We start from the raw sequence: 20056 nt of genomic DNA, 5'->3' as shown, positions 1-20056 counted from the left end.
GAACGGGATCATCGAGCTCCACCGCCGCCTCGCCCGCGGCTACCGCAACCGGCACAACTACCGGCTCCGCATGCTCCTCGCCGCCGGCGGACTCACCCCATGACCCCCACCGGATGTCCGAAGAGCCCGCAACGGCGACCCCGAGTACCTCAGGGGCGCCGCCAAGGAGTCCGCCCGCCGGCTCGGCGTCGACGCCATCGGTCTCTACCAGTTCCACCGTCCCGACCCGGCGGTGCCGTACGCCGACTCGATCGGCGCGATCCGCGATCTGCTCGACGAGGGCGTCATCCTGATGGCCGGCATCTCGAACGCCGACGTCTCGCAGATCGACGAGGCGCGGGAGATCCTCGGCGGCCGGCTGGTGTCGGTGCAGAACCAGTTCTCACCCGCGTTCCGCTCGAGCCAGGGCGAGCTCGAGCACTGCGCCGAGCTCGGCATCGCGTTCCTTCCCTGGAGCCCGCTCGGCGGCATCGCCGGTGCGAAGGACCTCGCCGACCGCCACGGCGCCTTCCAGGAGGTCGCGGATGAGGTGGGCGCCAGCGTCTACCAGGTCACCCTCGCCTGGGAGCTCGCGCTCGCGCCGATCGTGATCCCCATCCCCGGCGCCTCCCGTCCCGAGAGCATCCGCGACTCGGCCGGTGCCACCGACCTCGTGCTGACGGCCGACCAGGTCGCCCGCCTGTCCGCCTGATCCTCTGGAGGAACCGATGAAGACCTTCACCCTGCCCGGCACCGATCTCGAGGTGCCGAACGTCGTCCTCGGACTGATGCGCATCCAGGACAAGACCGACGAGGAGGTGCGCACGCTCGTGAGCACCGCCCGCGACGCGGGCATCACCTTCCTCGACCACGCCGACATCTACGGATCCGGCGTGCACGGCTGCGAGCGGCGCTTCGCCGAGGCCATGAAGCTGACGTCCTCCGAGCGCGAGCAGTTCGTCATCCAGTCGAAGGCCGGCATCGTCAAGGACGGGCCGTACTTCGACTTCTCGTACGAGCACATCGTCGAGTCGGTGAACGGGTCGCTCGAGGCGCTCGGCACCGACTACCTCGACATCCTGCTGCTTCACCGTCCCGACGCCCTCGTCGAGCCGGAGGAGGTCGCCCGCGCGTTCGACGAGCTCGCCGCGTCCGGCAAGGTGCGCGCGTTCGGCGTCTCGAACCAGACCCCGCGCCAGATCGATCTGCTGCGCAAGTACGTGACGCAGCCGATCGTCGCGAACCAGCTGCAGCTGTCGATCACTCACTCGCCGATCATCGCCCAGGGCGTGGCGGCGAACATGCAGGGGCTGGATCAGTCGATCGTGCGCGACGACGGGATCGTCGACTACTGCCGCCTGAACGACATCACCGTGCAGGCGTGGTCGCCGTTCCAGGCGGGCTTCTTCGACGGCCCGTTCCTCGGCTCCGAGCGCTACCCCGAGCTCAACGCCGTGATCGACCGCCTCGCGGAGAAGTACGAGGTCCCGGCCGAGGCGATCGCCGTCGCCTGGATCACGCGCCACCCCGCGCAGATGCAGGTCGTGCTCGGCACCACGACGCCCGCGCGCGTGGCCGCCGCGGCGCTGGGCTCGGACATCCCGCTCACGCGGCCCGAGTGGTACGAGCTGTTCCGCGCCGCCGGCTACGTCGTCCCGTGATCGCCGCCGGCGGGGTCTTCGGACCCCGCCGGTGACCACGCGAACGGGCCGGCGACGTCGTCCCACCGCTGGAGCGTCTGCTCCCCCCAGAACCAGGCGAACAGCAGCAGCGCGATCGCCTCGCCGATGAGCACCACCGGAGCCTCCCCGAACAGCCCCCACTCCGTCTGGCGATCCAGGATCACCAGCACGAGGAAGAGCAGATCGGCGACGAGGAGGCCGGCGACAAGCCGGTACACGGTGCGCTGCCACGGTGTCGGCGGCGTCTCATCCGCCTCTGCCGGGCGCCATCCGTACACGATGGGCACGGCGGCGAACGACCCGAAGAACAGCAGCACCGCCGCGAAGTGCACGGAGCCGACCGGCCAGAGGGCGAGCGGGAAGCCCTCGCTCAGGCCGGGCGCGAACGCGAGCAGCGCGAGGCCCGCGGCCGCGACGAGGGCCGCCGCCGACACGATCCGGTGAGCGGAGGTGGTGGCGATGCGCTGCCGTCGCCGGATCGCGGCCGTCGTCACGACCGCGAGCACCACCACGATCACGTAGGTGGCCACGCCGACGCGGACCTCCGGCAGCAGCGCGGTGGGAATGCAGTCCGCCCCGACGCACGTGAGGCCTGGCGCCGTGCCCTCCCCGCGGATCGGGGTCGGCACGATGGCGATGAGGGGCGCGAACAGGGCTGCCACATCGAGGAAGATGCTCGGCCGCCGCCGCCCCGACAGGGCGAGCATCGCCACCGAGGCCGCGATGAGCACGCCGACGAAGACGGCTCGCGCCGGGGTGTAGAAGTAGTGGCTGATCGACGGCAGCACCTGCCAGCCGAGGTGGACCGGCTGCCACGACACGACGACGGTCTGGATCGCGACGGCGATGAACAGCGCGGCGACGAGCAGGACGAGGGACAGCCGCAGGTGCCGCTGCGTGCGCAGCGCGGAGGAGGCCGGTGCCGCCGGGGTGCCGGTCATCCCCTCACGCCCTCGCGCGGCTCAGGCCTGCTCGGCAAGTCGGACGAGCAGGCGCAGGGCGTGCTCCACGGTCGCGCCGAGGACGTCCTCGGGATCGCCCGCGAACTGGAAGTGCTCGGCTCCGGTGTCCGTCGCCGTCGCCCAGCCGAGGTACACGGTGCCGGCCGGGTGCCCGTCCTCGGGATCCGGCCCGCCCACGCCCGTCGTCGCCACGGCGAGGTCGGCGTCGAGCAGTGCGCGGACGCCCGTCGCCAGGGTGGTGGCGCACTCGGGAGAGGTCGGATCCGTTCCCTCCGGCACGCCCAGCAGGTGCGTCTTCACCGGCATCCGGTACGCCACCACGCCGCCCGAGAACCAGTCGCTCGACGACTCGCCCTTGCCGACCTCGCTCGCCAGAAGGCCGGACGTCAGCGACTCGGCGACCGCCACGGTCAGACCGCGTGCGCGGGCAGCCTCGCTCAAACGCTCGATAGGAGTCTTCACGCATTCCACCCTGTCACCCCGATGGGAAGCTCCGGGTCCGCTTGACGCGGCGGGTGTCTTGCTGACAGGGCGGAGGGCCGACAAGCGGTCGGATAGCGTCGAGGTGTGACGCCTGAGTCGATCGATCCTGCGGCCCTCGGAACGGACGCGAGCGATGTCTCGCCCTGGTCGATTCGCGCGGAGGGCTTCGACGAGTCGCTCCTGGGCCGGCGAGAATCCGTCTTCACGCTGTCGAACGGGCATGTCGGGTGGCGGGGCAACCTCGACGAGGGTGAGCCGTCGGCGGAGCCGGGGAGCTTCCTCAACGGCGTGCACGAGGCATCCGATGCCCTACGCCGAGCCCGGTTACGGCTATCCCGCGCGTGGACAGGCCGTCGTGAACGTCACGGACGGCAAGGTGATCCGCCTCTTCGTGGACGATGACCCCTTCGACATGCGGCGGGGGCGTCTGCACCACCATGAGCAGCGGCTCGACATGCGCGACGGGGTGCTGCGACGGCGCTCGCGGTGGACGTCTCCGTCGGGATCGACCGTGACCGTCGAGTTGGAGCGGCTGGTCTCTCTCACACACCGTGCGGTGGCGGCGATCCGCTACACCGTGACCGCGGACGAGCACCCGGTCGCGATCGCCGTGCAGTCGGAGCTCGTGGCGAATGAGCCGCTTCCGTCCGTGCACCCGGATCCGCGCGTGCAGGATGCGCTCGACCCGGCGTTCGCGGCTGCGGGACAGCACACGCGGGGCGACTCGGCCACCCTTGTGCACCGCACAAGGGAGAGCGGGATCCACGTCGCCGTCTGCATGGACCACGAGACGTCCGGGGATGCGACGGTCCGGGAGCTGCGCACCGAGGTCTCCGACGATCTCGCGCGCACCACCATCCGGGCGCAGCTGGCACCCGGCGCGCGAGTGACCGTTGTCAAGTACGTCGGACACGAGGAAGCGGGCGAAGTGTCGGTGCCCGGTCTGCGTGACCGGGCGGAGGAGGCCGTGAACGACGCGCGCCGCACGGGGTGGGACGGGCTCGCCGCGCAGCAGCGTGCGACGCTGGACGGCTTCTGGCATCGCGCGGATGTCGTCGTCGACGGCGACGACGGGCTGCAGCAGGCGATCCGATTCGCGCTGTACCAGGTGTTCCAGTCGGCCGCGCGACTCGAAGGCCGGTCGGTGCCGAGCAAGGGGCTGACGGGCACCGGATACGCCGGGCACACCTTCTGGGACTCGGAGGCGTTCGTCCTGCCCGCGCTCACGTACCTGGAGCCCGCGGCGGTGCGCACCGCCCTGCAGTGGCGGCACGACACGCTGCCGCAGGCACGCGAGCGCGCCCGCGAGCTGCACCTCGAGGGGGCCGCGTTCCCGTGGCGCACGATCGACGGCCACGAGAGTTCGGGGTATTGGCCGGCCGGCACCGCGGCCTTCCACAACAATGCGGCGATCGCCGCAGCCGTCTGCCGTTACGTCCGCGCCACCGGGGATGTCGACTTCGAGCGCGACGCCGGTGCCGAGATCCTGATCGAGACGTCCCGGCTGTGGGCGTCCCTCGGACGCTGGGATGTGGACGGCGGCTTCCACATCGACGGCGTCACCGGGCCGGACGAATACTCGGCCCTCGCTGACGACAACGTCTACACCAATCTGTCCGCCCGGGAGAATCTCGCCGCGGGCGTCGCCGCGGCCCGCCGCCATCCGGCTGTCGCCGCGCGGCTGGGCGTGACGGAGGCGGAGATCGAGGTGTGGTCCGCGGCCGCGGAGGCGATGACCATCGGATACGACGCCGAGCTGGGCGTGCATGCGCAGTCCGCCGGCTTCACCCGGCATGCGCGTTGGGACTTCGACGCGACAAGGCCCGACCAGTACCCGCTGCAGGAGAACTTCCCGTACGTGGATCTGTATCGCAAGCAGGTCGTGAAGCAGGCCGATCTCGTGCTCGCGCTCTACACGTCCTGCGATGCGTTCACTCTCGAGGAGAAGGCGCGCGACTTCGCGTACTACGAGTCGCTCACCGTGCGGGACTCGTCCCTGTCTGCGTGCGTCCAGTCGATCATCGCGGCGGAGGTGGGGCATCTGGATCTCGCGCTCGACTATCTCGACGAGGCATCAGGCATCGACCTGGCTGACACGCAGGGCGACACCGCCGACGGGCTGCACATCGCCTCGCTCGCCGGAACCTGGAGCGCCATCGTCGCGGGCCTCGGCGGCATGCGCGAGACCGACCGCGGTCTGCGGTTCGCCCCGCGCCTTCCCGCGCCGCTGCGGCGCGTGTGCTTCCGGCTCACGTTCCGAAAGGCGCTGCTCGAGGTCGACGTCACGGCGGACCGGTCGCGCTACACGATGATCGAGGGGGAGCGCTGCGCGTTCCGTCACTTCGACGAGGAGATCGTCCTCGTCGCCGGCGAATCGGTCACGCGGTCGACCCCCGCGCCGCGCGTTCTCGGACCGAAGCCGCAGCAGCCGCCGAGCCGGGAGCCCAAGCCGCGGTGACGACGGCGCCGCGGTGACGCGGGACATCCATCGCTCGGTGCCCCTGGAGGGACTCGAACCCCCAACCGTTTCCTTAGGACGGAACTGCTCTTCCATTGAGCTACAGAGGCTGGCCCGGCAAGTCTAACGGGGCTTCGCGCTCGACCCTCCACAACAACGCGGCCGCCGCCCGGACGAACCGGGCGGCGGCCGCGTCACGCGCTGGCGCGTTACTGCTGGAGCGCGAGGGCGAAGCGCACGCCCTCGTCGGTGACCTGCGCGTCGAGCACCTTGTCGTCGAGCTCGGTGGCCGCGACCTGCTCGAGGAACACGCGGGCGTCGCCGTTCTCGACGACCGTGTCACCCAGCTCGGGCGACGGGGCGAGCGTGAGCGCATAGCCCTCGTCGGACGCGCTGGTGCCCTGGATGCGGAGCCCCGCGGTCGAGGCATCCGGCGTCTGAGACACGATGGTGCGGACGGCGTCCGTGGCGTTCTCGGTAAGCGTGAGCATCTGGCTCTCCTTCCCTCGGGACCGGCCACGATTCCGAGAATCGACGTCGATTGCAAGGGTCACGCGGGACGTCCAGGGGATACACACCTGGATCCTCGACGGCTCAAAGCCGCGGGGCCCGGTGTGGCTCGACGCTGCGCACCCGGATAAAAGGAAACCCCCGTCAGGCGAGCCTGACGGGGGTGACCGAATATGTCGGAAAGCGGATCAATTCGCGGCTTCGTACGCCTCGATGATCGCGGCCGGAACGCGACCGCGCTCCGAGACGGTGAATCCGTTCTTCTTCGCCCACTCGCGAACGGGACCGTAATCGGTCTGCCCGGTGCGGCGACGGCCGCGTGCTGACGCAGAAGCCGAGGAGCCGGAGGACATGCGGCGGGCGGCCGAGATGTAATTCGCGAACGCGTCGCGCAGTGCCTGCGCATTATCCGCGGTGAGGTCGATCTCGTAGCTCTTCCCATCGAGGGAGAACAGGACCGTCTCTCCTTCGCCGGGTTCAAGGACAGTGCCGTCGAGGTCATCGACGAGCTGGTGAACGATCTTTCGGGCCATAGGCCGATGATACCGGTTGAACCGTGGAGTTATAGGGGGAGAGAGGTACCCATTTCCACGGTGCGCAATTGGCGGGAGAGGAAAGTCGGCTCTGCTAAGGAAGCAGGCCCCATTTGCGCGCTCTTGCAACGGCTGCATGTCGCGTGGAGGCATCGAGTTTCGCCATCGCGGCGCTCAGATAAGCCTTCACGGTTCCCTCGCGAAGGCCCAGCAGCATCCCGATCTGCGCATTCGTCTCTCCGAGAGCGGCGCGCGCGAGCACATCCACCTCGCGGGGGGAAAGGCGCACCTCCGGAATCGGCTCCGTGCGCGGAGCCTCCGAGAAGCCCGCCAGCGCGGCCAGCCGGCGCTCGACCTCGGCAATGCGCGCACGCACTGCCGCGTCGTCGATCGACGTCGCGATCGCACGGAGCTCCGCGTAGCTCTCCCGCAGCTCCTCGCGGTGACGGGGGGAGAGGTCGACCCCGGCCGGGGCCGCCGACTCCGCGAGGCGTCGACGCGCCTCGTCGCGCTTCGCCAGCTCGCGTCCGAGGTCCTCGGCCACGCGCACCGCGGGGGCTGCGGCGACGCCGCCGACGGTCGAGCGGCTCCAGGCCCCGCCGTAGAGGACGCCCCGGGCCCTGCCCGAGACGATGACCGGCGTCGCAAGCAGCGTGCCGATCCCCTCGCCGAGGATGTAGACGTCGTAGTCGTGCGTGATCTGGCGAGCCGTCCGGTAGTCGCCCGTCATCCGCGGGCGCAACTCCACCATCGCCCGGCCGCCGAGCCCCCGCTCGGGCTGCACCGAGAGGCCCGCGAGGGCGTCGGTGTGGTTGCCGACGAACGCCGTCATCCGGGCGACGCCGTTCTCGATGAGGCCCCCGAACGCGACGGGAAAGCGGGTGCGTCGCGCCAGTTCGCGCACCGCATCCGCAACCAGCCGACGGTCGTCGGCGAGCTCCTCTTGCAGGGTCAACCGGATACCAACTTTCGGGGGTGACGGCCCCTTCGCCGCCTTCGTAGCGTCGAACCTATCATCGGCCCTGCCCTGCTTGGGGCCGTATACGCGGCGCGATGGAGCGCCGTGGTTCTCGACATGTGGCAAGGAGGCCTCGTGACAGACACGCCCCCCGGTGCTCCCACCCAGGGACGCATCGATTACATCGCGGAGGAGAACTCCCCGCGGTTCCGCGAATTGAAGCGCACCCACCGTTCGTTCGTCTTTCCGCTCTCCGTGTTCTTCCTCGTCTGGTACTTCGTCTACGTCCTGCTCGCCGGGTGGGCGAAGGACTTCATGGCGCAGCCCGTCTTCGGCGACATGAATGTCGGTCTGCTGATCGGTCTCGGGCAGTTCGTGACGACTCTGATCATCACGCTCTGGTATGTCCGATTCGCCAACTCGCGCCTCGACCCGAAGGCCGCCGCCATCCGTGAGGATCTCGAGAAGCAGGAGACCGGCGCATGAACGTCTTCGCCGCGGCCGCAGAGACGGCCCAGAGGAACAACCCCGTCCTGAACATCGCGATCTTCGGCGCCTTCGTCGCCGTGACGCTGTTCATCGTGATCCGGGCATCGCGCAACAACAAGACGGCCGCCGATTTCTACGCCGGCGGGCGCTCGTTCTCCGGCACGCAGAATGGCTTCGCCATTGCGGGCGACTACCTGTCTGCCGCATCGTTCCTCGGAATCTGCGGCGCGATCGCGGTATACGGATACGACGGGTTCCTCTACTCGATCGGATTCCTCGTCGCGTGGCTTGTCGCGCTGCTGCTCGTCGCCGAGCTGATGCGCAACACGGGCAAGTTCACGATGGCCGATGTCCTCTCGTTCCGCCTCAAGCAGCGTCCCGTCCGGATGGCGGCGGCGATCAGCACGCTCGTCGTGTGCTTCTTCTACCTGCTCGCCCAGATGGCAGGTGCGGGCGGCCTCGTCGCCCTGCTGCTCGGGGTGACCGACCAGATCGGCACCGCGGCGGTCGTCACGGTCGTCGGCGTGCTGATGGTCGGCTACGTGCTGATCGGCGGCATGAAGGGCACGACCTGGGTGCAGATCGTGAAGGCCTTCCTGCTCATCGGCGGCGCGGTCATCATGACGATCTGGGTTCTCGCGATCCAGGGAGTCGATCTGTTCAGCGCGGCCGTCGAGGCGTCGCAGAACCAGACCTACCCCGAATCGGCGAAGGCCCTCGGCGACGCCATCGCCGGCGGGGCCTCGGTGCTCGACCCGGGCCTTCAGTACAAGAACCCGCTCGACTTCCTGTCGCTGGGACTGGCCCTGGTGCTCGGCACCGCCGGCCTGCCCCACGTCCTGATGCGCTTCTACACCGTCCCCACGGCCAAGGAGGCGCGCAAGTCGGTCGTCTGGGCGATCATGCTCATCGGCGGGTTCTACCTGCTCACGCTCGTGCTCGGCTACGGCGCGGCCTCGCTCGTCGGCGCGGGGACGATCCTCACCGCCCCGGGCGGCGTGAACTCGGCGGCTCCGCTGCTGGCTCAGGCGCTCGGCGGTCCGGTGCTCATGGGCATCATCTCCGCGGTCGCCTTCGCGACGATCCTCGCGGTCGTCGCCGGCCTCACGATCACGGCGGCGGCGTCGTTCTCGCACGACATCTACAACGGTGTCGTCAAGCGCGGCACGGCCACCGAGAAGCAGGAGCGCAAGGTCGCCAACATCACGATCCTCGTGATCGGCGCCCTCGCCATCATCGGCGGCATCGCCGTGCTCGGCCAGAACGTCGCGTTCCTGGTGGCGCTCGCCTTCGCCATCGCGGCGTCGGCGAACCTGCCGACCATCCTGTACTCGCTCTTCTGGCGCGGCTTCACCACCCGCGGCGCCGTGTGGAGCATGTACGGCGGTCTGATCGCCGCGATCGTGCTGATCGTGCTCTCGCCGGTGTTCTTCGGCGGCCCGACCAGCGTCCTGAAGACCGGCGAGGGAACGGCGATCTTCCCGCTCAGCAACCCGGGCATCGTGTCGATCCCGATCGGCTTCCTGCTCGGCTGGCTCGGCTCGATCACGTCGAAGGGGTCGGAGGACCCGCGGATCGCCGCCGAGATGGAGGTGCGTTCGCTCACCGGCCACGGCGCCGAGAAGGCGGTGCACCACTAGATCGACGAACGGCGCCGAGCGCCGGTCCGGGGCGGCCTACACGCCTCCGGGCCGGCGCTCGGTCGTTGAGGGGCGCGGGATCAGGCGGGCCAGACGCCGCTCGTGCCGCGGCGGTGGCTGTCGACAAGGTGGGTGTCGACGATGCCGACGGCCTCCATCAGCGCGAACATCGTGGTCGGGCCGACGAAGCGGAAGCCCCGGCGCTTGAGCTCCTTGGACAGGGCAAGCGATTCGGGCGACGACGAGGGGATGTCGGCGAAGGATCGCGGTGCCGGCGTCTCGAGCGGGCGGAAGCTCCAGACGAGCTCGGCAAGCCCGCCCCTCTGACCTCCGTCCGGATCCGGAACGGTGCCGCGCATGGCGACGGTCGCCCGCGCGTTGCCGATGGTGGCGAGGATCTTCGCCCGGTTGCGGACGATGCCGGCGTCGGCCATCAGCCGCTCGACATCCGACTCGTCGAATGCGGCGACGGCATCCGGCGCGAAGTCGGCGAACGCGGCGCGGAAGGCGGGGCGCTTGCGCAGGATCGTCGCCCACGACAGGCCCGACTGGATCCCCTCGAGGCTGAGTCGCTCGAACAGGCCCTGCTCGTCGCGGATCGGCATTCCCCACTCGGTGTCGTAGTACGCCTGCATGAGCGGATCGCGCGCCGCCCAGAGCGGGCGCACGAGGCCATCGGGCCCGGTGACCAGATCGGTGATGGTGTCGGTCAAAAGTCGTCTCCGTTCGCAGAGGCCGGCGCGGGTGGGATCGAGAAGGACGCGGGTGCGCCCTTCTCGAGGTCGATCAGGAAGCGCTTGTTCTCGGGGCGGCCGCCGTACTCGCCGATCGAACCGTCGGAGCGGATCACGCGGTGCACGGGGACGACGAGCGAGAAGGGCGTCGTGCGGCAGGCGGTGCCGACGGCGCGGTGCGCGCGGGCCCTGCCGGCCATGACGGCGACCTCGCCGTAGCTCGCGGTCTCGCCGTAGGGGATGGTGCACACCGCCTGCAGCGCATCGCGCGCGAAGCCGTGCGTGAGGCTCCAGTCGATCGTCACGTCGAACGACTCGCGCCGCCCCTCGAAGTACTCGTCGAGCTGGGCGAACAGCGCGCCGCCGGAACCCGGCACATGGTCGGGGACCACGCCGTGCTCCTGCGCGAGCAGCTCGAGCACCCAGCGGTCGGTGTCGTCCGAGACATGCAGCGCGAGCACGCCGTGGTCGGAGAGCACGGTGGTCACGACGCCGAGGGGCGTCGCGCCGAGGTCGTAGCGGAGGGTCACGTCCCCATCCTGGCGGCTGCCGGGGACACCGGATCCGGTTCCGGCGAGCGGGGATGGATCCGGTCGCCTCCCTGCCCTGTGGACGAACCAGGCGGCTATTACCACGGACTGGGACGACGCGCCCGGACCCAATCCGGCGAAACTCCGCCGCGCCCGCGCGATATGCGCGTACGCCGCGCCTACCCTGGCTCACGTGTGGCGGACAGAAGGCAGCTCCGCGGTGGATCGCATCGTGGCAGACGACACGGGGACCATCGTGACCCCCACCGATCTCGGCGTGGCCGAGCCGGGGGTCGTGGTCGCGCACGTCGCCGACCCCGAACGAGAGCGGCTGCGCATCGTTGCGGGCGATCTCGGCGGCCCCTCGCCGCTGCTTCACTTCCCGATCGGCGTCGACGGCACCGAGGTGCCGGAGGCCGGCATCGACATCACCAAGGCGCACCCCGGGAGCCTGCCGCAGTTCATCACGGGCAAGTCGACGCTGCTGTCGAACCTGTTCCGCGACGAGGTGGCCCTTCGCACCGCGCGCATCGCGGCCGAGCGCATCACCACCAAGCACCTCGAACTGCGCACGGTGCGCGGCATCGACGCCGTGCGGCTCGCGGTCGGCATGGCCGTGTGGCGTGTCGCCGACGAGCAGTTCGCCGCGCCCGTCCTGCTGCGCCCGCTGGCGATCCGGCGTCACCACAGCGACTTCGAGCTGAAGCTGCACGGTCACTTCACCGTCAACCCCGAGCTCGTGCGCGCCGCGCGCGACCACTTCGGCGTCGAACTCGACGGCGACGCGCTCGCCGCGCTCGCCTACGGGGAGGGGGTGTTCAAGCCCCAACCGGTCATCGACGCCCTCCGCGCCGCTCTCGCGCACGTGGACACGTTCTCGGTGCGTCCCCGCCTGATCGTCTCGACCTTCGCCGAGGTGGGAGGCGCGATGGCGCGCGACCTCACCAGGCTCGACCACCCGCTGCTCAACGCCCTCGCGGGACACCCCGAGGACCTCGCCGCGCTCGCCGCGGACGTCACGCCCGCGGCGGTGCCGAATCCGGATGAGCGCGCGCCCGCCGCCGACACCCTGCTCCTCGACGCGGATGCCGAGCAGGAGGCGGTGCTCGCGCGCATCGCTGCCGGCGAATCGCTCGTGGTCCACACGCTTCCCGGCACGGGCGGCACGCAGACCGTCATCAACGCGGTCGGCTCGCTCGTGCGCGCCGGCAAGCGGGTGCTCGTCGTCAGCGCCCGCCGCGCGACGCTCGACGGCGTGCGGCACCGGCTGGCCGGCATCGGCCTCGACGGGCTCGCCGTCTCGCCGGCCGACCTGCGCCGCGACCTGATCCGCGCGATCGGCCGCAACGAGAAGGCCGAGCAGCCGAAGGTCGCCGAGGTCGACGATGCGCTCGTGCGTCTGCGAACGGTGCTGCGCGACTACCGCCGTGCGCTCACCCGCCGGCACGACAGGCTGAACGTCTCGGTGCTCGACGCGACGCGCGCGCTGACGAAGCTCGCCTCGCTTCCCGAGCCGCCCTCGACGTCGGCGCGCCTCGGCATCCGCGCGCTCGAGGCCCTCGCGGGCGACCGCGTCTCGGCCGGCAAGACCCTCGCGCTCGCGGCGCGCCTCGGCGAGTTCAAGGTCGGCCCCGACGACTCGCCCTGGTACGGCGTCACGTTCGCGACGACCGAGGATGCCCGCCGCGCCCACGAGCAGGCCGGGAAGCTCCACCACAAGAGCGTGCCCGAGCTGCTGGAGCGGGGCTACGAGCTCATCGCGCAGACCCGCATGCGGCCGTTCACGACGATCGACGAGCTGGGCGAGTTCCTGCGCCTGCTCCACGGCATCCGCGACTCGCTCGACCGCTTCAGCCCGACCGTGTTCGAGCGCCCGCTCGCCGACATGATCCGCGCATACGGTCCGCGCCGCGAGTCGCAGATGACGGGGGCCGCGCGCCGCCGCCTGAAGCGCCTCGCCAAGGAGTACCTGCGCCCCGGCGTCCACCTCGCCGACATGCACGAGGCGCTCGTGCGCATCCAGCACCAGCGCGCGCAGTGGCAGAAGCTGGTCGACGTCGGCACCATCCCCGACATCCCGCTGGGTCTTGCCGACGTCCAGGTCGAGTGGCAGCGCGTGGAGGCCGAGCTCTCTGATCTGGATCGCGCGCTCGGCCGCGGCACGCGCCTCGCGGCGATGCCCGTGCAGCGCCTTGTCCGCACCCTCGCCGGCCTCGCCGCCGAGTCGGAGGTCTTCGACAACATCGTGGAGCGCGCCGAGCTGCGCTCCGAGCTCGCCCGCCTCGGCCTCGAGCCGCTGCTGACCGAGCTGTCGGTGCGGCACGTCGACGAGGAGCGCGTGGGCGAGGAACTCGAGTTCGCCTGGTGGCAGTCGGTGCTCGAGCACCTGCTGCAGCACGACCGCGCGCTCTTGGGCGCGAACACCTCGGTCGTCGATCGGCTCGAGCGCGACTTCCGCCTCGTCGACGAGGCGCACGCCGCCGCATCCGGCCCGCTTCTCGCCTGGCAGCTCGCCGCGCAGTGGCGCATCGGCATCGTCGACGAGCCCGAGGAGTCGGCGGCGCTCCGCCGCGCCCTCACCCAGGGGCAGGTCACGCCGCAGGACCTCCTCGCGCAGGCGCCGACGCTGGGGCGCATCCTCGCCCCGGTCTGGATCGCCTCGCCGTACGAGGTCCCCTCGATTCCGGATGACCCCGCGTTCGACGTGGTGCTCATCGCCGATGCGGGCGCCATCGGCGTCGCCGAGGCGGTGCCGGCCATCCGCCGCGCACGCCAGGTCGTCGCCTTCGGCGACCCCGTGACGCAGCGGCCGACGCCGTTCGCCGTGGCCGCGGCGGGGGAGCCCGCCGCCGACGCCGCGTTCGATCCTCAGAGCCTGTTCGAGAGCCTCGCCGAGGTGCTGCCCCTCGCCACCCTCACGCGCAGCTACCGGGCTGGGGGAGAGGACCTCGCCGAGCTCGTCAACGACGCGTTCTACGGCGGCGAGATCGTGTCGCTGCCGTGGGCGGGCTCGTACCTCGGCCGCGGCAGCCTCTCGGTCGACTACGTCGAGGGCGGATCGGGCACGCCCGACCCGATCACCGGATCCGTCGAGAGCCCGGACGCCGAGGTCGCCCGCGTGGTGACGCTCGTGGTCGAGCACGCGGTGAACCGCCCCGCGGAGTCGCTCATGGTCGTCACTGCCAGCCGCCGCCACGCCGAGCGCGTGCGCACCGCGATCATGGAGGCCTTTGCCGGGCGGTCGGATGTCGCCGACTTCGTCGCGCGCGAGACGGCGGAGCCGCTGGCGGTGCTGACGCTCGAGGAGGCCACCGCCGAGAGCCGCGACCGCGTCATCTTCTCGCTCGGCTACGGCCTCACCAAGCACGGCCGCGTGCTCAGCGAGTTCGGCGACCTGTCGACGCCCGACGGCGAGCGGCTGCTCACGGTCGGCATGACGCGAGCGCGCCGCTCGATGGTGATCGTGTCGTCCATCCGGCCCTCCGCCTTCGATGAGGGGCGGCTCGAGCACGGCGCCGCGACCCTGATGGGCATCCTCGGCAGCATCGCCGCCCGCGGGCGCGAGGCGCGCCTGGAAGACCTTGCCGACCCGCTCACGCTCGCCCTCGCGCGCGAGCTGCGCCGACTCGGCGTCGCCGTGGACGTCGACTACCGCGGCCTGCTGCCGCTCGTCGCGCAGCACGGCGGCAAGGCGGTCGTTGTCGAGCCCGACCCCGAGTCGCGGGGCGAGTCGCTGCGCGAGTCGCTGCGACTGCGGCCCCACGTGCTGCGCCGGCTGGGCTGGCACTACGTGCGCGTGCACGCCTTCGACCTGTACAGCGACCCTGCGGCCGTGGCCGAGCGGATCGCCGCGGTGCTGGGCGTCTCTCCCGAGGCGCAGCGCGCCGACGGCGACACCCAGCCGCTCAGCCTCTGAGGCCGTGGACGGGAAGCAGCCGCCGCGTCAGCGGGTGGTGCGCGTGCGCGGTTCGCGCCGCGCCAAGCTGACGCCGGTCGAGGGAACGCTCACCGACTCCGAGGCCGAGGCGACGCTGCGCGGCGAGAAGGCGCCGGCCGATCCATCCGCCGATCGCGGACCGAATGACGAGCGCCTGCGCCGCGACGTGCCGCCTCACTACTGAGGCGGAGCCGACGGAGCCGGGCGTCCCGTCGATCCCGGATCCGTCGGATCCCGAATCGCGCACGAAGAAGGCCTCCCCGGATGATCCGGAGAGGCCTTCTTCGATCCGTGCGGGTCAGGCCCGGCGCTGTGCCGCGAGCAGGTCGCGGATCTCGGCGAGGAGCTCCTCCTGCGTGGGCGCGGCCGGCTCGTCCTCCACGACGCCCAGCTTCGCTGCGCGGCGCTCGGCCATCTTGTTCATCGGCAGCACGAGCGCGAAGTACACGACCGCGGCGACCGCGAGGAAGTTGATGATCGCGGAGATCACCGCGCCGATGCCGAAGTTCGCGGTGGCGAAGATTCCCTGGATCGGGATCACCCAGCCCGCGAGGTCGCCCGACGGCACGAGAGCGCCGATGAGCGGGTTCACGATGTGCTCGACCACGGCGGTCACGATCGCGCTGAACGCGGCGCCGATGATCACGGCGACCGCGAGGTCGATCACGTTGCCGCGCGAGATGAATTCCTTGAAGCCCTGAATCATGGGTCCTCCCCCTTTGCCGACACGATCGCCGGCATCATTCCCGTTACGCGCCCGAACTGGGCGACGCCTCCGGCTTCGATGATGCCGGAGCGGGGGACGCTGCGCCAGCAGCGGCACGCCCGTCGGACGAACCGCGCGAGTCGGTCCGGTAGAAGCCGGACCCGTTGAACGTCACGCCGACGGACCCGTACTGCTTGCGCAGCACGCCGCCGCACGCGGGGCATTCGGTGAGGGTGGCGTCGCTGAACGACTGGACGGCATCGAACGCGTGCCCGCAGGTCTTGCAGGCATAGGCATAGGTGGGCATGCGACCTCGAAGGTGTCGGAGGAGTCAGGTGTCGGCCGGCAGCCGCACGGTGCGCGTCGGGGTCACGACCCCGGTCACCGGCTGGTCGTGCACGTCCTGCGGCACGCTGTCGACCAGTTCCGAATCATAGATGACGGCATAGGCGGGGGGACGCCGCGCCATGGAACCCAGGGTCTTGTCGAAGAAGCCGCGCCCCCAGCCCATCCGCATCCCGCCCCTGTCGACGGCGGCGGCCGGCACGATCATCAGGTCGACGTCGTTGACCGCGATCGGGCCGAGCAGCTCGCCGACGGCCTCGGGCACGCCGAGGGCGCTCTGCACCTCCTGGCCGCCGGGGGACGCGACGGTCCAGTCGAGCAGCCCGTCCTCGCGCATCACGGGGAGCAGCACGCGCAGGCCCTGCTCGATCGCCGCGTTGATGAAGGAGCGGGTGCCCGGCTCCGTCGGCGAGGAGAGGAAGCAGGAGACGCTGCGTGCGCCGAGCGCGTCGACGAGCGCCTCGAGCTGCACCCGGATGCCCTCCGCGGCGCTCTCGCGCTGCGCGTCGGACAGCTGCTGCCGTCGCTCGCGGAGCTCGGCGCGCAGCGCCCGCTTGGCCTGATCGAGCGAGTCCGTCACATCGTCTCCCTCCGGCCGCTCCGTGCGGCGCGTTTCCACGAGTCTAGGCGCGGGCTCCGCCGGGGCTCGGATCGGGGCGACGCGGGGCCGGTGACACCAGTCGGTCACAGACGCGTAACGCCCTTCGCCTACGATGAGGGCATGCATCCCCCGCAGATCAAGGCAGTCATCCCCGCGGCCGGCCTGGGCACGCGCTTCCTCCCCGCCACGAAGGCCACTCCGAAGGAGATGCTGCCGGTGGTCGACAAGCCGGCCATCCAGTACGTGGTCGAAGAGGCCGTCGCCGCGGGCATCCGCGACGTGCTCATGATCATCGGGCGCAACAAGAACGCGCTCGCGAACCACTTCGACGCGGTTCCCGAGCTCGAGACGAAGCTGCTCGACAAGGGCGACAAGGCGCGTCTCGAGCGCGTGCAGGCCTCGAGCGACCTCGCCGACATCCACTTCGTGCGTCAGGGCGAGCCCAAGGGCCTCGGCCACGCCGTGCTGCGCGCCGAGGCGCACGTCGGCAGCTCTCCGTTCGCGGTCATGCTCGGCGACGACCTCATCGACGAGCGCGACGAGCTGCTCACGACGATGATCGCCGAGCAGGCGAAGCGCGGCGCGATGATCATCGCCCTCATGGAGGTCGACCCCGACAGCATCCACATGTACGGCTGCGCCGACGTCGAGGAGACCGACACCGAGGGCGTCGTCAAGGTCAAGGGCCTCGTCGAGAAGCCGGCCAAGGAGGATGCGCCGTCCAACCTGGCGATCATCGGCCGCTACGTGCTCTCGCCCGAGATCTTCCCGATCCTCGCGCGCACCGCTCCGGGAAAGGGCGGCGAGATCCAGCTGACCGACGCCCTGCAGGAGGTCGCGACCGACGCCGAGGGCCCCGGCGTGTTCGGCGTCGTGTTCCGCGGCCGTCGCTACGACACCGGCGATAGGGTCGACTACATCAAGGCGATCATGCGCCTCGCGGCCGATCGCGAGGACCTCGGACCCGAGCTGCGCCCGTGGTTCAAGGAGTTCGCGAAGACGCTGTAGCCACACATTTCCCGAAGGAGCCGGATGGACGGTCTCGCCCCGCGACAGCATGGGCCGATCTCCATCCGGCTCGTTCGTCACCGGGACGCGCGGATCCTGCAGAACGAGCTGCTCATGAACCGCTCCTGGCTGCGGCCGTGGGAGGCGACGAGCCCCGGCGGCCCCGCTCCGCTCGACATGCGCGGCAGCATCCGCCGCCTGCTGCAGCAGTACCGCGACGGGCAGGGGGTGCCGTTCGTCATGGAGTACGACGGCGAGATCGCCGGCCAGCTGAACGTGTGGGGGATCGCGCGGGGATCGCTGTCCTCGGCGACCATCGGCTACTGGGTGAGCGAGCGTTTCGCGGGTAAGGGGATCACGCCGACGGGCGTCGCCCTCGCCACCGACGTGTGCTTCACGAAACTGCAGCTTCACCGGATGGAGATCTGCATCCGGCCCGAGAACGCGGCGAGCCTGCGCGTGGTGCAGAAGCTCGGCTTCCGGTACGAGGGCCTGCGGCGGCGGTACATCCACATCGACGGCGCCTGGCGCGACCACTACGCCTTCGCGCTGACGACCGAGGACGTGCCCGACGGCGTGCTGCAGCGCTGGGCGTCCGGACGCGCGCCGCAGCACGCCGCCGACATCCCCTAGCGCACGCGTCCGGGATCGGCACGGGCAGCGCAGGCGATGCGGCAGGACACGCCCGCCGCCTGCCGGGTGGGCGGGGCGGCGTCGCCTACCGTGGGGGGCATGGATGGGCAGCTGCTGGGCGGAGGCGTGGTCGTCGCGGTCGCGACGCTGCTGTGGCTCGTCTATCTGCTGCCGACCTGGCAGAGCCGCGCGCAGTACAACGCGGCCGAGCGCAACGCCGTGCGCCTGAACCAGGCCCTGCGCGTGCTCGCCGAGACCAGCGAGACGCCGGAGGAGGTCCGCGTCGAGCTCACCGCTCGCGAGGCCTCGGCCAAGCAGAAGCTGGCGAAGCAGGTGCAGGCCGAGCAGAGCCGGCTCAAGATCGAGCAGAGCCGCCTGCAGGTCGAGAAGGACCTCGTCGCCCTCGAGCAGAAGCGCCGCGAGATCGCTGCTCTGCGATCCGCCCCCGAGGTGCGTCAGGCGAAGGCCCGCCGTCGGGTGAGGCTCGTCGCCACCGTGGCCGCGCTCGCCGGGATCGCGCTGAGCGGCCTCGGCACGTGGGCGCTGATCGCCGGCGCCGGCGCCGTGTGGCTGAGCGCCGGAATCGCGATCACGCTCCTCGCGCTCGCGATGCTGCAGCGGATGGCCGCCGTGCAGGCGCGTGCGGCGCGCCGCGCCGCGGCCCCCGCGGTGGGTGCCGCTCCGGTGCGCCGCGCCGCGCCGGCTCCGCTGCTCGACGAGGCAGATCGCGGCTGGGTGCCGCGCTCGCTGCCGGCCCCGCTCACCGCGACCGCCGGGTCGCGCGCGCAGACCGCGAGGGCCGAGGCCGAGGCGCGCGAGGCGCTGCGACGGGCCGCCGAGCAGGAGGCCCTGCGCCAGCGTGCCGCGCAGCTGCGTCCCGCTCCCGTGCCGATCGAGACCGTCCGACCGGATCCTGCCGCGGCCTCCTCGCCGTACGCGCGCATGGGCTACGTCGACGACGCCGAGATCGAGGCGCACGTCCGCGACCTGCTCACGCGTCGCGCGTCCGCCTGATCCGGGATCCGGCACGCCCGGGCTGCCGCCGGCGTGCGGGAGCGCCCCGCGGGTCTGGTAATGTTGACGAGGTTCACGGGCCCATGGCGCAGTTGGTAGCGCGTCTCGTTCGCAATGAGAAGGTCGGGGGTTCGAATCCCCCTGGGTCCACGTAAGTTGAGAAATTCGAAATCTGCCCCGTCTGATGGCGGGGCAGTTTCGCGTCCGGAGCCGGTTGGGGCGTCTCGCCCCCATGCTCCTGCGCGAGGACAGCGGCCGCCGGTTCGGCTGGCACGAACGTGACGTGTTCGTCCTCGTCGATGACTATTCGCTTGAACAGCGCGCGGTTGAGCATGCGGCGTTCAGCAGGTTCGCACTTGCTGTAGAGGTCACCGAGGTCGGTGAGGACTCCGACGATCTGATCGAGGCCCTCGTGAGCGCTGTGGTAGGTGTTCGCGAGGCTGTCGAGCCGGCTGCTGATCGCGTCGAGGCTGGTGCGGATGCGGTCCTGTTCGCTCTTGAGCAGGTCGAGCGGGATGGCGTCGGCGTAGTGGGCTTGGACGAGCTTGAGGCGTTCGGCATCGAGCTTCTCGCGCTGGGTGGTCAACACGGTGCGTTCGTCGTCGCTGGAGGCTTCGAGCTGGCTGAACACTTGGTGCAGTACCTGGCTGACGTGCTCGGCTTCTGAATCGGCCTGACTTTCGTTCCGTTCTTCAAGCAAGGATGGAACACGATGAACAGGAAGTATTCGCCGGAGATGCGTGAGCGGGCGTTGCGGATGCTCGCGGAGACGCGGCCGTCGCACCCGACGATGATGAGCGCGGTTAGGCATGTGGCTGGGCTGCTGGGGATGAGCCCGGAGACGTTGCGACTGT

21 protein-coding genes, 2 tRNA genes and 1 pseudogene are annotated in these 20056 nt (G+C 70.8%); 13 read left to right on the top strand and 11 right to left on the bottom strand.

Annotation, left to right across the window (positions count from 1 at the left end; all coding sequences use genetic code 11):
• Window positions 1–124: 124 nt before the first annotated feature.
• A pseudogene (locus tag IR155_RS13855) lies at window positions 125–691 on the top strand (aldo/keto reductase); the annotation flags it as partial.
• A 16-nt stretch (window positions 692–707) separates the two neighbouring features.
• Window positions 708–1640, top strand: a complete 933-nt coding sequence (locus IR155_RS13850) for an aldo/keto reductase (protein WP_135115394.1) — start codon at window positions 708–710, stop codon at window positions 1638–1640.
• Here IR155_RS13850 and IR155_RS13845 read toward each other — a convergent pair.
• Entirely contained in the window at window positions 1625–2602 is a 978-nt protein-coding gene (locus tag IR155_RS13845) for a hypothetical protein (protein WP_194210345.1), read from the bottom strand. The genes IR155_RS13850 and IR155_RS13845 overlap by 16 nt on opposite strands.
• 21 nt (window positions 2603–2623) lie before the next feature.
• On the bottom strand, window positions 2624–3085 hold the full coding sequence (locus IR155_RS16055) for a CinA family protein (protein WP_233441215.1): 462 nt from the start codon (window positions 3083–3085) through the stop codon (window positions 2624–2626).
• A gap of 105 nt (window positions 3086–3190) precedes the next feature.
• On the opposite strand from IR155_RS16055, the gene IR155_RS16300 reads away from it, so the two are divergent.
• Both IR155_RS16300 and IR155_RS13835 read left to right on the top strand, forming a co-directional pair.
• Window positions 3191–3508, top strand: coding sequence for a hypothetical protein (locus tag IR155_RS16300; protein WP_267899518.1), 318 nt, complete (start codon window positions 3191–3193; stop codon window positions 3506–3508).
• Window positions 3411–5564, top strand: coding sequence for a glycoside hydrolase family 65 protein (locus IR155_RS13835; RefSeq protein WP_167760802.1), 2154 nt, complete (start codon window positions 3411–3413; stop codon window positions 5562–5564). Before IR155_RS16300 ends, IR155_RS13835 begins: the two co-directional genes overlap by 98 nt.
• Before the next feature lie 38 nt (window positions 5565–5602).
• On the opposite strand, the gene IR155_RS13830 is transcribed toward IR155_RS13835, so the two are convergent.
• The 4 genes from IR155_RS13830 to IR155_RS13815 all read right to left on the bottom strand — a co-directional run bounded on the left by IR155_RS13830 (window position 5603) and on the right by IR155_RS13815 (window position 7562).
• Window positions 5603–5674: transfer RNA gene (locus tag IR155_RS13830), tRNA-Arg, on the bottom strand.
• Between the two features lie 99 nt (window positions 5675–5773).
• Window positions 5774–6055: a Fe-S cluster assembly protein HesB gene (locus tag IR155_RS13825; RefSeq protein WP_135115392.1), complete on the bottom strand. Its 282-nt coding sequence runs from the start codon at window positions 6053–6055 to the stop codon at window positions 5774–5776.
• 207 nt (window positions 6056–6262) lie between these two features.
• On the bottom strand, window positions 6263–6607 hold the full coding sequence (locus IR155_RS13820; RefSeq protein ID WP_135115391.1) for a histone-like nucleoid-structuring protein Lsr2: 345 nt from the start codon (window positions 6605–6607) through the stop codon (window positions 6263–6265).
• Window positions 6608–6701: 94 nt separating this feature from the next.
• The gene (locus IR155_RS13815; protein ID WP_135115390.1) at window positions 6702–7562 is read right to left on the bottom strand and encodes a helix-turn-helix transcriptional regulator; all 861 of its coding nucleotides are present in this window, start codon (window positions 7560–7562) and stop codon (window positions 6702–6704) included.
• A 138-nt stretch (window positions 7563–7700) separates the two neighbouring features.
• On the opposite strand from IR155_RS13815, the gene IR155_RS13810 reads away from it, so the two are divergent.
• Together IR155_RS13810 and IR155_RS13805 are read left to right on the top strand one after the other, a co-directional pair.
• A complete protein-coding gene (locus tag IR155_RS13810; protein WP_409366563.1) occupies window positions 7701–8051 on the top strand; it encodes a DUF485 domain-containing protein in 351 nt (116 codons plus the stop codon).
• Window positions 8048–9694, top strand: a complete 1647-nt coding sequence (locus IR155_RS13805; protein WP_135115389.1) for a solute symporter family protein — start codon at window positions 8048–8050, stop codon at window positions 9692–9694. Before IR155_RS13810 ends, IR155_RS13805 begins: the two co-directional genes overlap by 4 nt.
• An 80-nt stretch (window positions 9695–9774) precedes the next feature.
• Here IR155_RS13805 and IR155_RS13800 read toward each other — a convergent pair whose 3' ends face one another.
• Together IR155_RS13800 and IR155_RS13795 are read right to left on the bottom strand one after the other, a co-directional pair.
• The gene (locus IR155_RS13800) at window positions 9775–10407 is read right to left on the bottom strand and encodes a DNA-3-methyladenine glycosylase I (RefSeq protein WP_228067251.1); all 633 of its coding nucleotides are present in this window, start codon (window positions 10405–10407) and stop codon (window positions 9775–9777) included.
• The gene (locus tag IR155_RS13795; RefSeq protein ID WP_135115388.1) at window positions 10404–10958 is read right to left on the bottom strand and encodes a methylated-DNA--[protein]-cysteine S-methyltransferase; all 555 of its coding nucleotides are present in this window, start codon (window positions 10956–10958) and stop codon (window positions 10404–10406) included. Before IR155_RS13795 ends, IR155_RS13800 begins: the two co-directional genes overlap by 4 nt.
• Window positions 10959–11190: 232 nt before the next feature.
• Here IR155_RS13795 and IR155_RS13790 point away from each other — a divergent pair, with 232 nt between their 5' ends.
• Window positions 11191–14874, top strand: coding sequence for an AAA family ATPase (locus IR155_RS13790; protein WP_409366562.1), 3684 nt, complete (start codon window positions 11191–11193; stop codon window positions 14872–14874).
• A gap of 4 nt (window positions 14875–14878) precedes the next feature.
• Window positions 14879–15079, top strand: a complete 201-nt coding sequence (locus IR155_RS13785; RefSeq protein ID WP_135115387.1) for a hypothetical protein — start codon at window positions 14879–14881, stop codon at window positions 15077–15079.
• A 114-nt stretch (window positions 15080–15193) separates the two neighbouring features.
• Here the strand turns inward: IR155_RS13785 and mscL are convergent, their stop codons facing one another.
• Genes mscL through IR155_RS13770 form a run of 3 tightly spaced genes read right to left on the bottom strand, consistent with a single transcriptional unit; the run spans window position 15194 to window position 16526 of the window.
• A complete protein-coding gene (gene mscL / locus IR155_RS13780) occupies window positions 15194–15601 on the bottom strand; it encodes a large conductance mechanosensitive channel protein MscL (RefSeq protein ID WP_135115386.1) in 408 nt (135 codons plus the stop codon).
• Window positions 15602–15644: 43 nt separating this feature from the next.
• A complete protein-coding gene (locus IR155_RS13775; protein WP_135115385.1) occupies window positions 15645–15908 on the bottom strand; it encodes an FmdB family zinc ribbon protein in 264 nt (87 codons plus the stop codon).
• 24 nt (window positions 15909–15932) lie between these two features.
• A complete protein-coding gene (locus IR155_RS13770) occupies window positions 15933–16526 on the bottom strand; it encodes a 5-formyltetrahydrofolate cyclo-ligase (RefSeq protein ID WP_135115384.1) in 594 nt (197 codons plus the stop codon).
• Between the two features lie 141 nt (window positions 16527–16667).
• Here IR155_RS13770 and galU point away from each other — a divergent pair, with 141 nt between their 5' ends.
• The 5 genes from galU to IR155_RS13745 all read left to right on the top strand — a co-directional run bounded on the left by galU (window position 16668) and on the right by IR155_RS13745 (window position 19869).
• On the top strand, window positions 16668–17555 hold the full coding sequence (gene galU, locus IR155_RS13765; protein ID WP_135115383.1) for a UTP--glucose-1-phosphate uridylyltransferase GalU: 888 nt from the start codon (window positions 16668–16670) through the stop codon (window positions 17553–17555).
• Window positions 17556–17579: 24 nt separating this feature from the next.
• Window positions 17580–18188: a GNAT family N-acetyltransferase gene (locus tag IR155_RS13760; protein ID WP_135115382.1), complete on the top strand. Its 609-nt coding sequence runs from the start codon at window positions 17580–17582 to the stop codon at window positions 18186–18188.
• Window positions 18189–18287: 99 nt separating this feature from the next.
• Window positions 18288–19202 (top strand): AAA family ATPase, encoded by a 915-nt coding sequence (locus IR155_RS13755; protein WP_135115381.1) that lies wholly within the window; start codon window positions 18288–18290, stop codon window positions 19200–19202.
• Window positions 19203–19279: 77 nt separating this feature from the next.
• Window positions 19280–19352: transfer RNA gene (locus IR155_RS13750), tRNA-Ala, on the top strand.
• Between the two features lie 82 nt (window positions 19353–19434).
• Window positions 19435–19869: a hypothetical protein gene (locus IR155_RS13745; RefSeq protein ID WP_135115380.1), complete on the top strand. Its 435-nt coding sequence runs from the start codon at window positions 19435–19437 to the stop codon at window positions 19867–19869.
• Window positions 19870–20056 lie beyond the last annotated feature (187 nt).

The sequence above is a fragment of the Microbacterium paludicola genome, from assembly GCF_015235415.1.
Lineage (GTDB): Bacteria > Actinomycetota > Actinomycetes > Actinomycetales > Microbacteriaceae > Microbacterium > Microbacterium paludicola.
Note: the sequence above shows the minus strand (reverse complement) of the source record. Positions and strands in the feature narration are given on the sequence as shown.

Coding starts and splice junctions, on each gene's coding strand:
- IR155_RS13825 (WP_135115392.1), bottom strand. CDS start 6,055: ATGCTCACGCTTACCGAGAACGCCACGGACGCCGTCCGCACCATCGTG.
- galU (WP_135115383.1), top strand. CDS start 16,668: ATGCATCCCCCGCAGATCAAGGCAGTCATCCCCGCGGCCGGCCTGGGC.
- IR155_RS13760 (WP_135115382.1), top strand. CDS start 17,580: ATGGACGGTCTCGCCCCGCGACAGCATGGGCCGATCTCCATCCGGCTC.
- IR155_RS13820 (WP_135115391.1), bottom strand. CDS start 6,607: ATGGCCCGAAAGATCGTTCACCAGCTCGTCGATGACCTCGACGGCACT.
- IR155_RS13745 (WP_135115380.1), top strand. CDS start 19,435: ATGCTCCTGCGCGAGGACAGCGGCCGCCGGTTCGGCTGGCACGAACGT.
- IR155_RS13835 (WP_167760802.1), top strand. CDS start 3,411: ATGCCCTACGCCGAGCCCGGTTACGGCTATCCCGCGCGTGGACAGGCC.
- IR155_RS13755 (WP_135115381.1), top strand. CDS start 18,288: ATGGATGGGCAGCTGCTGGGCGGAGGCGTGGTCGTCGCGGTCGCGACG.
- IR155_RS13845 (WP_194210345.1), bottom strand. CDS start 2,602: ATGACCGGCACCCCGGCGGCACCGGCCTCCTCCGCGCTGCGCACGCAG.
- IR155_RS13775 (WP_135115385.1), bottom strand. CDS start 15,908: ATGCCCACCTATGCCTATGCCTGCAAGACCTGCGGGCACGCGTTCGAT.
- IR155_RS13805 (WP_135115389.1), top strand. CDS start 8,048: ATGAACGTCTTCGCCGCGGCCGCAGAGACGGCCCAGAGGAACAACCCC.
- mscL (WP_135115386.1), bottom strand. CDS start 15,601: ATGATTCAGGGCTTCAAGGAATTCATCTCGCGCGGCAACGTGATCGAC.
- IR155_RS13850 (WP_135115394.1), top strand. CDS start 708: ATGAAGACCTTCACCCTGCCCGGCACCGATCTCGAGGTGCCGAACGTC.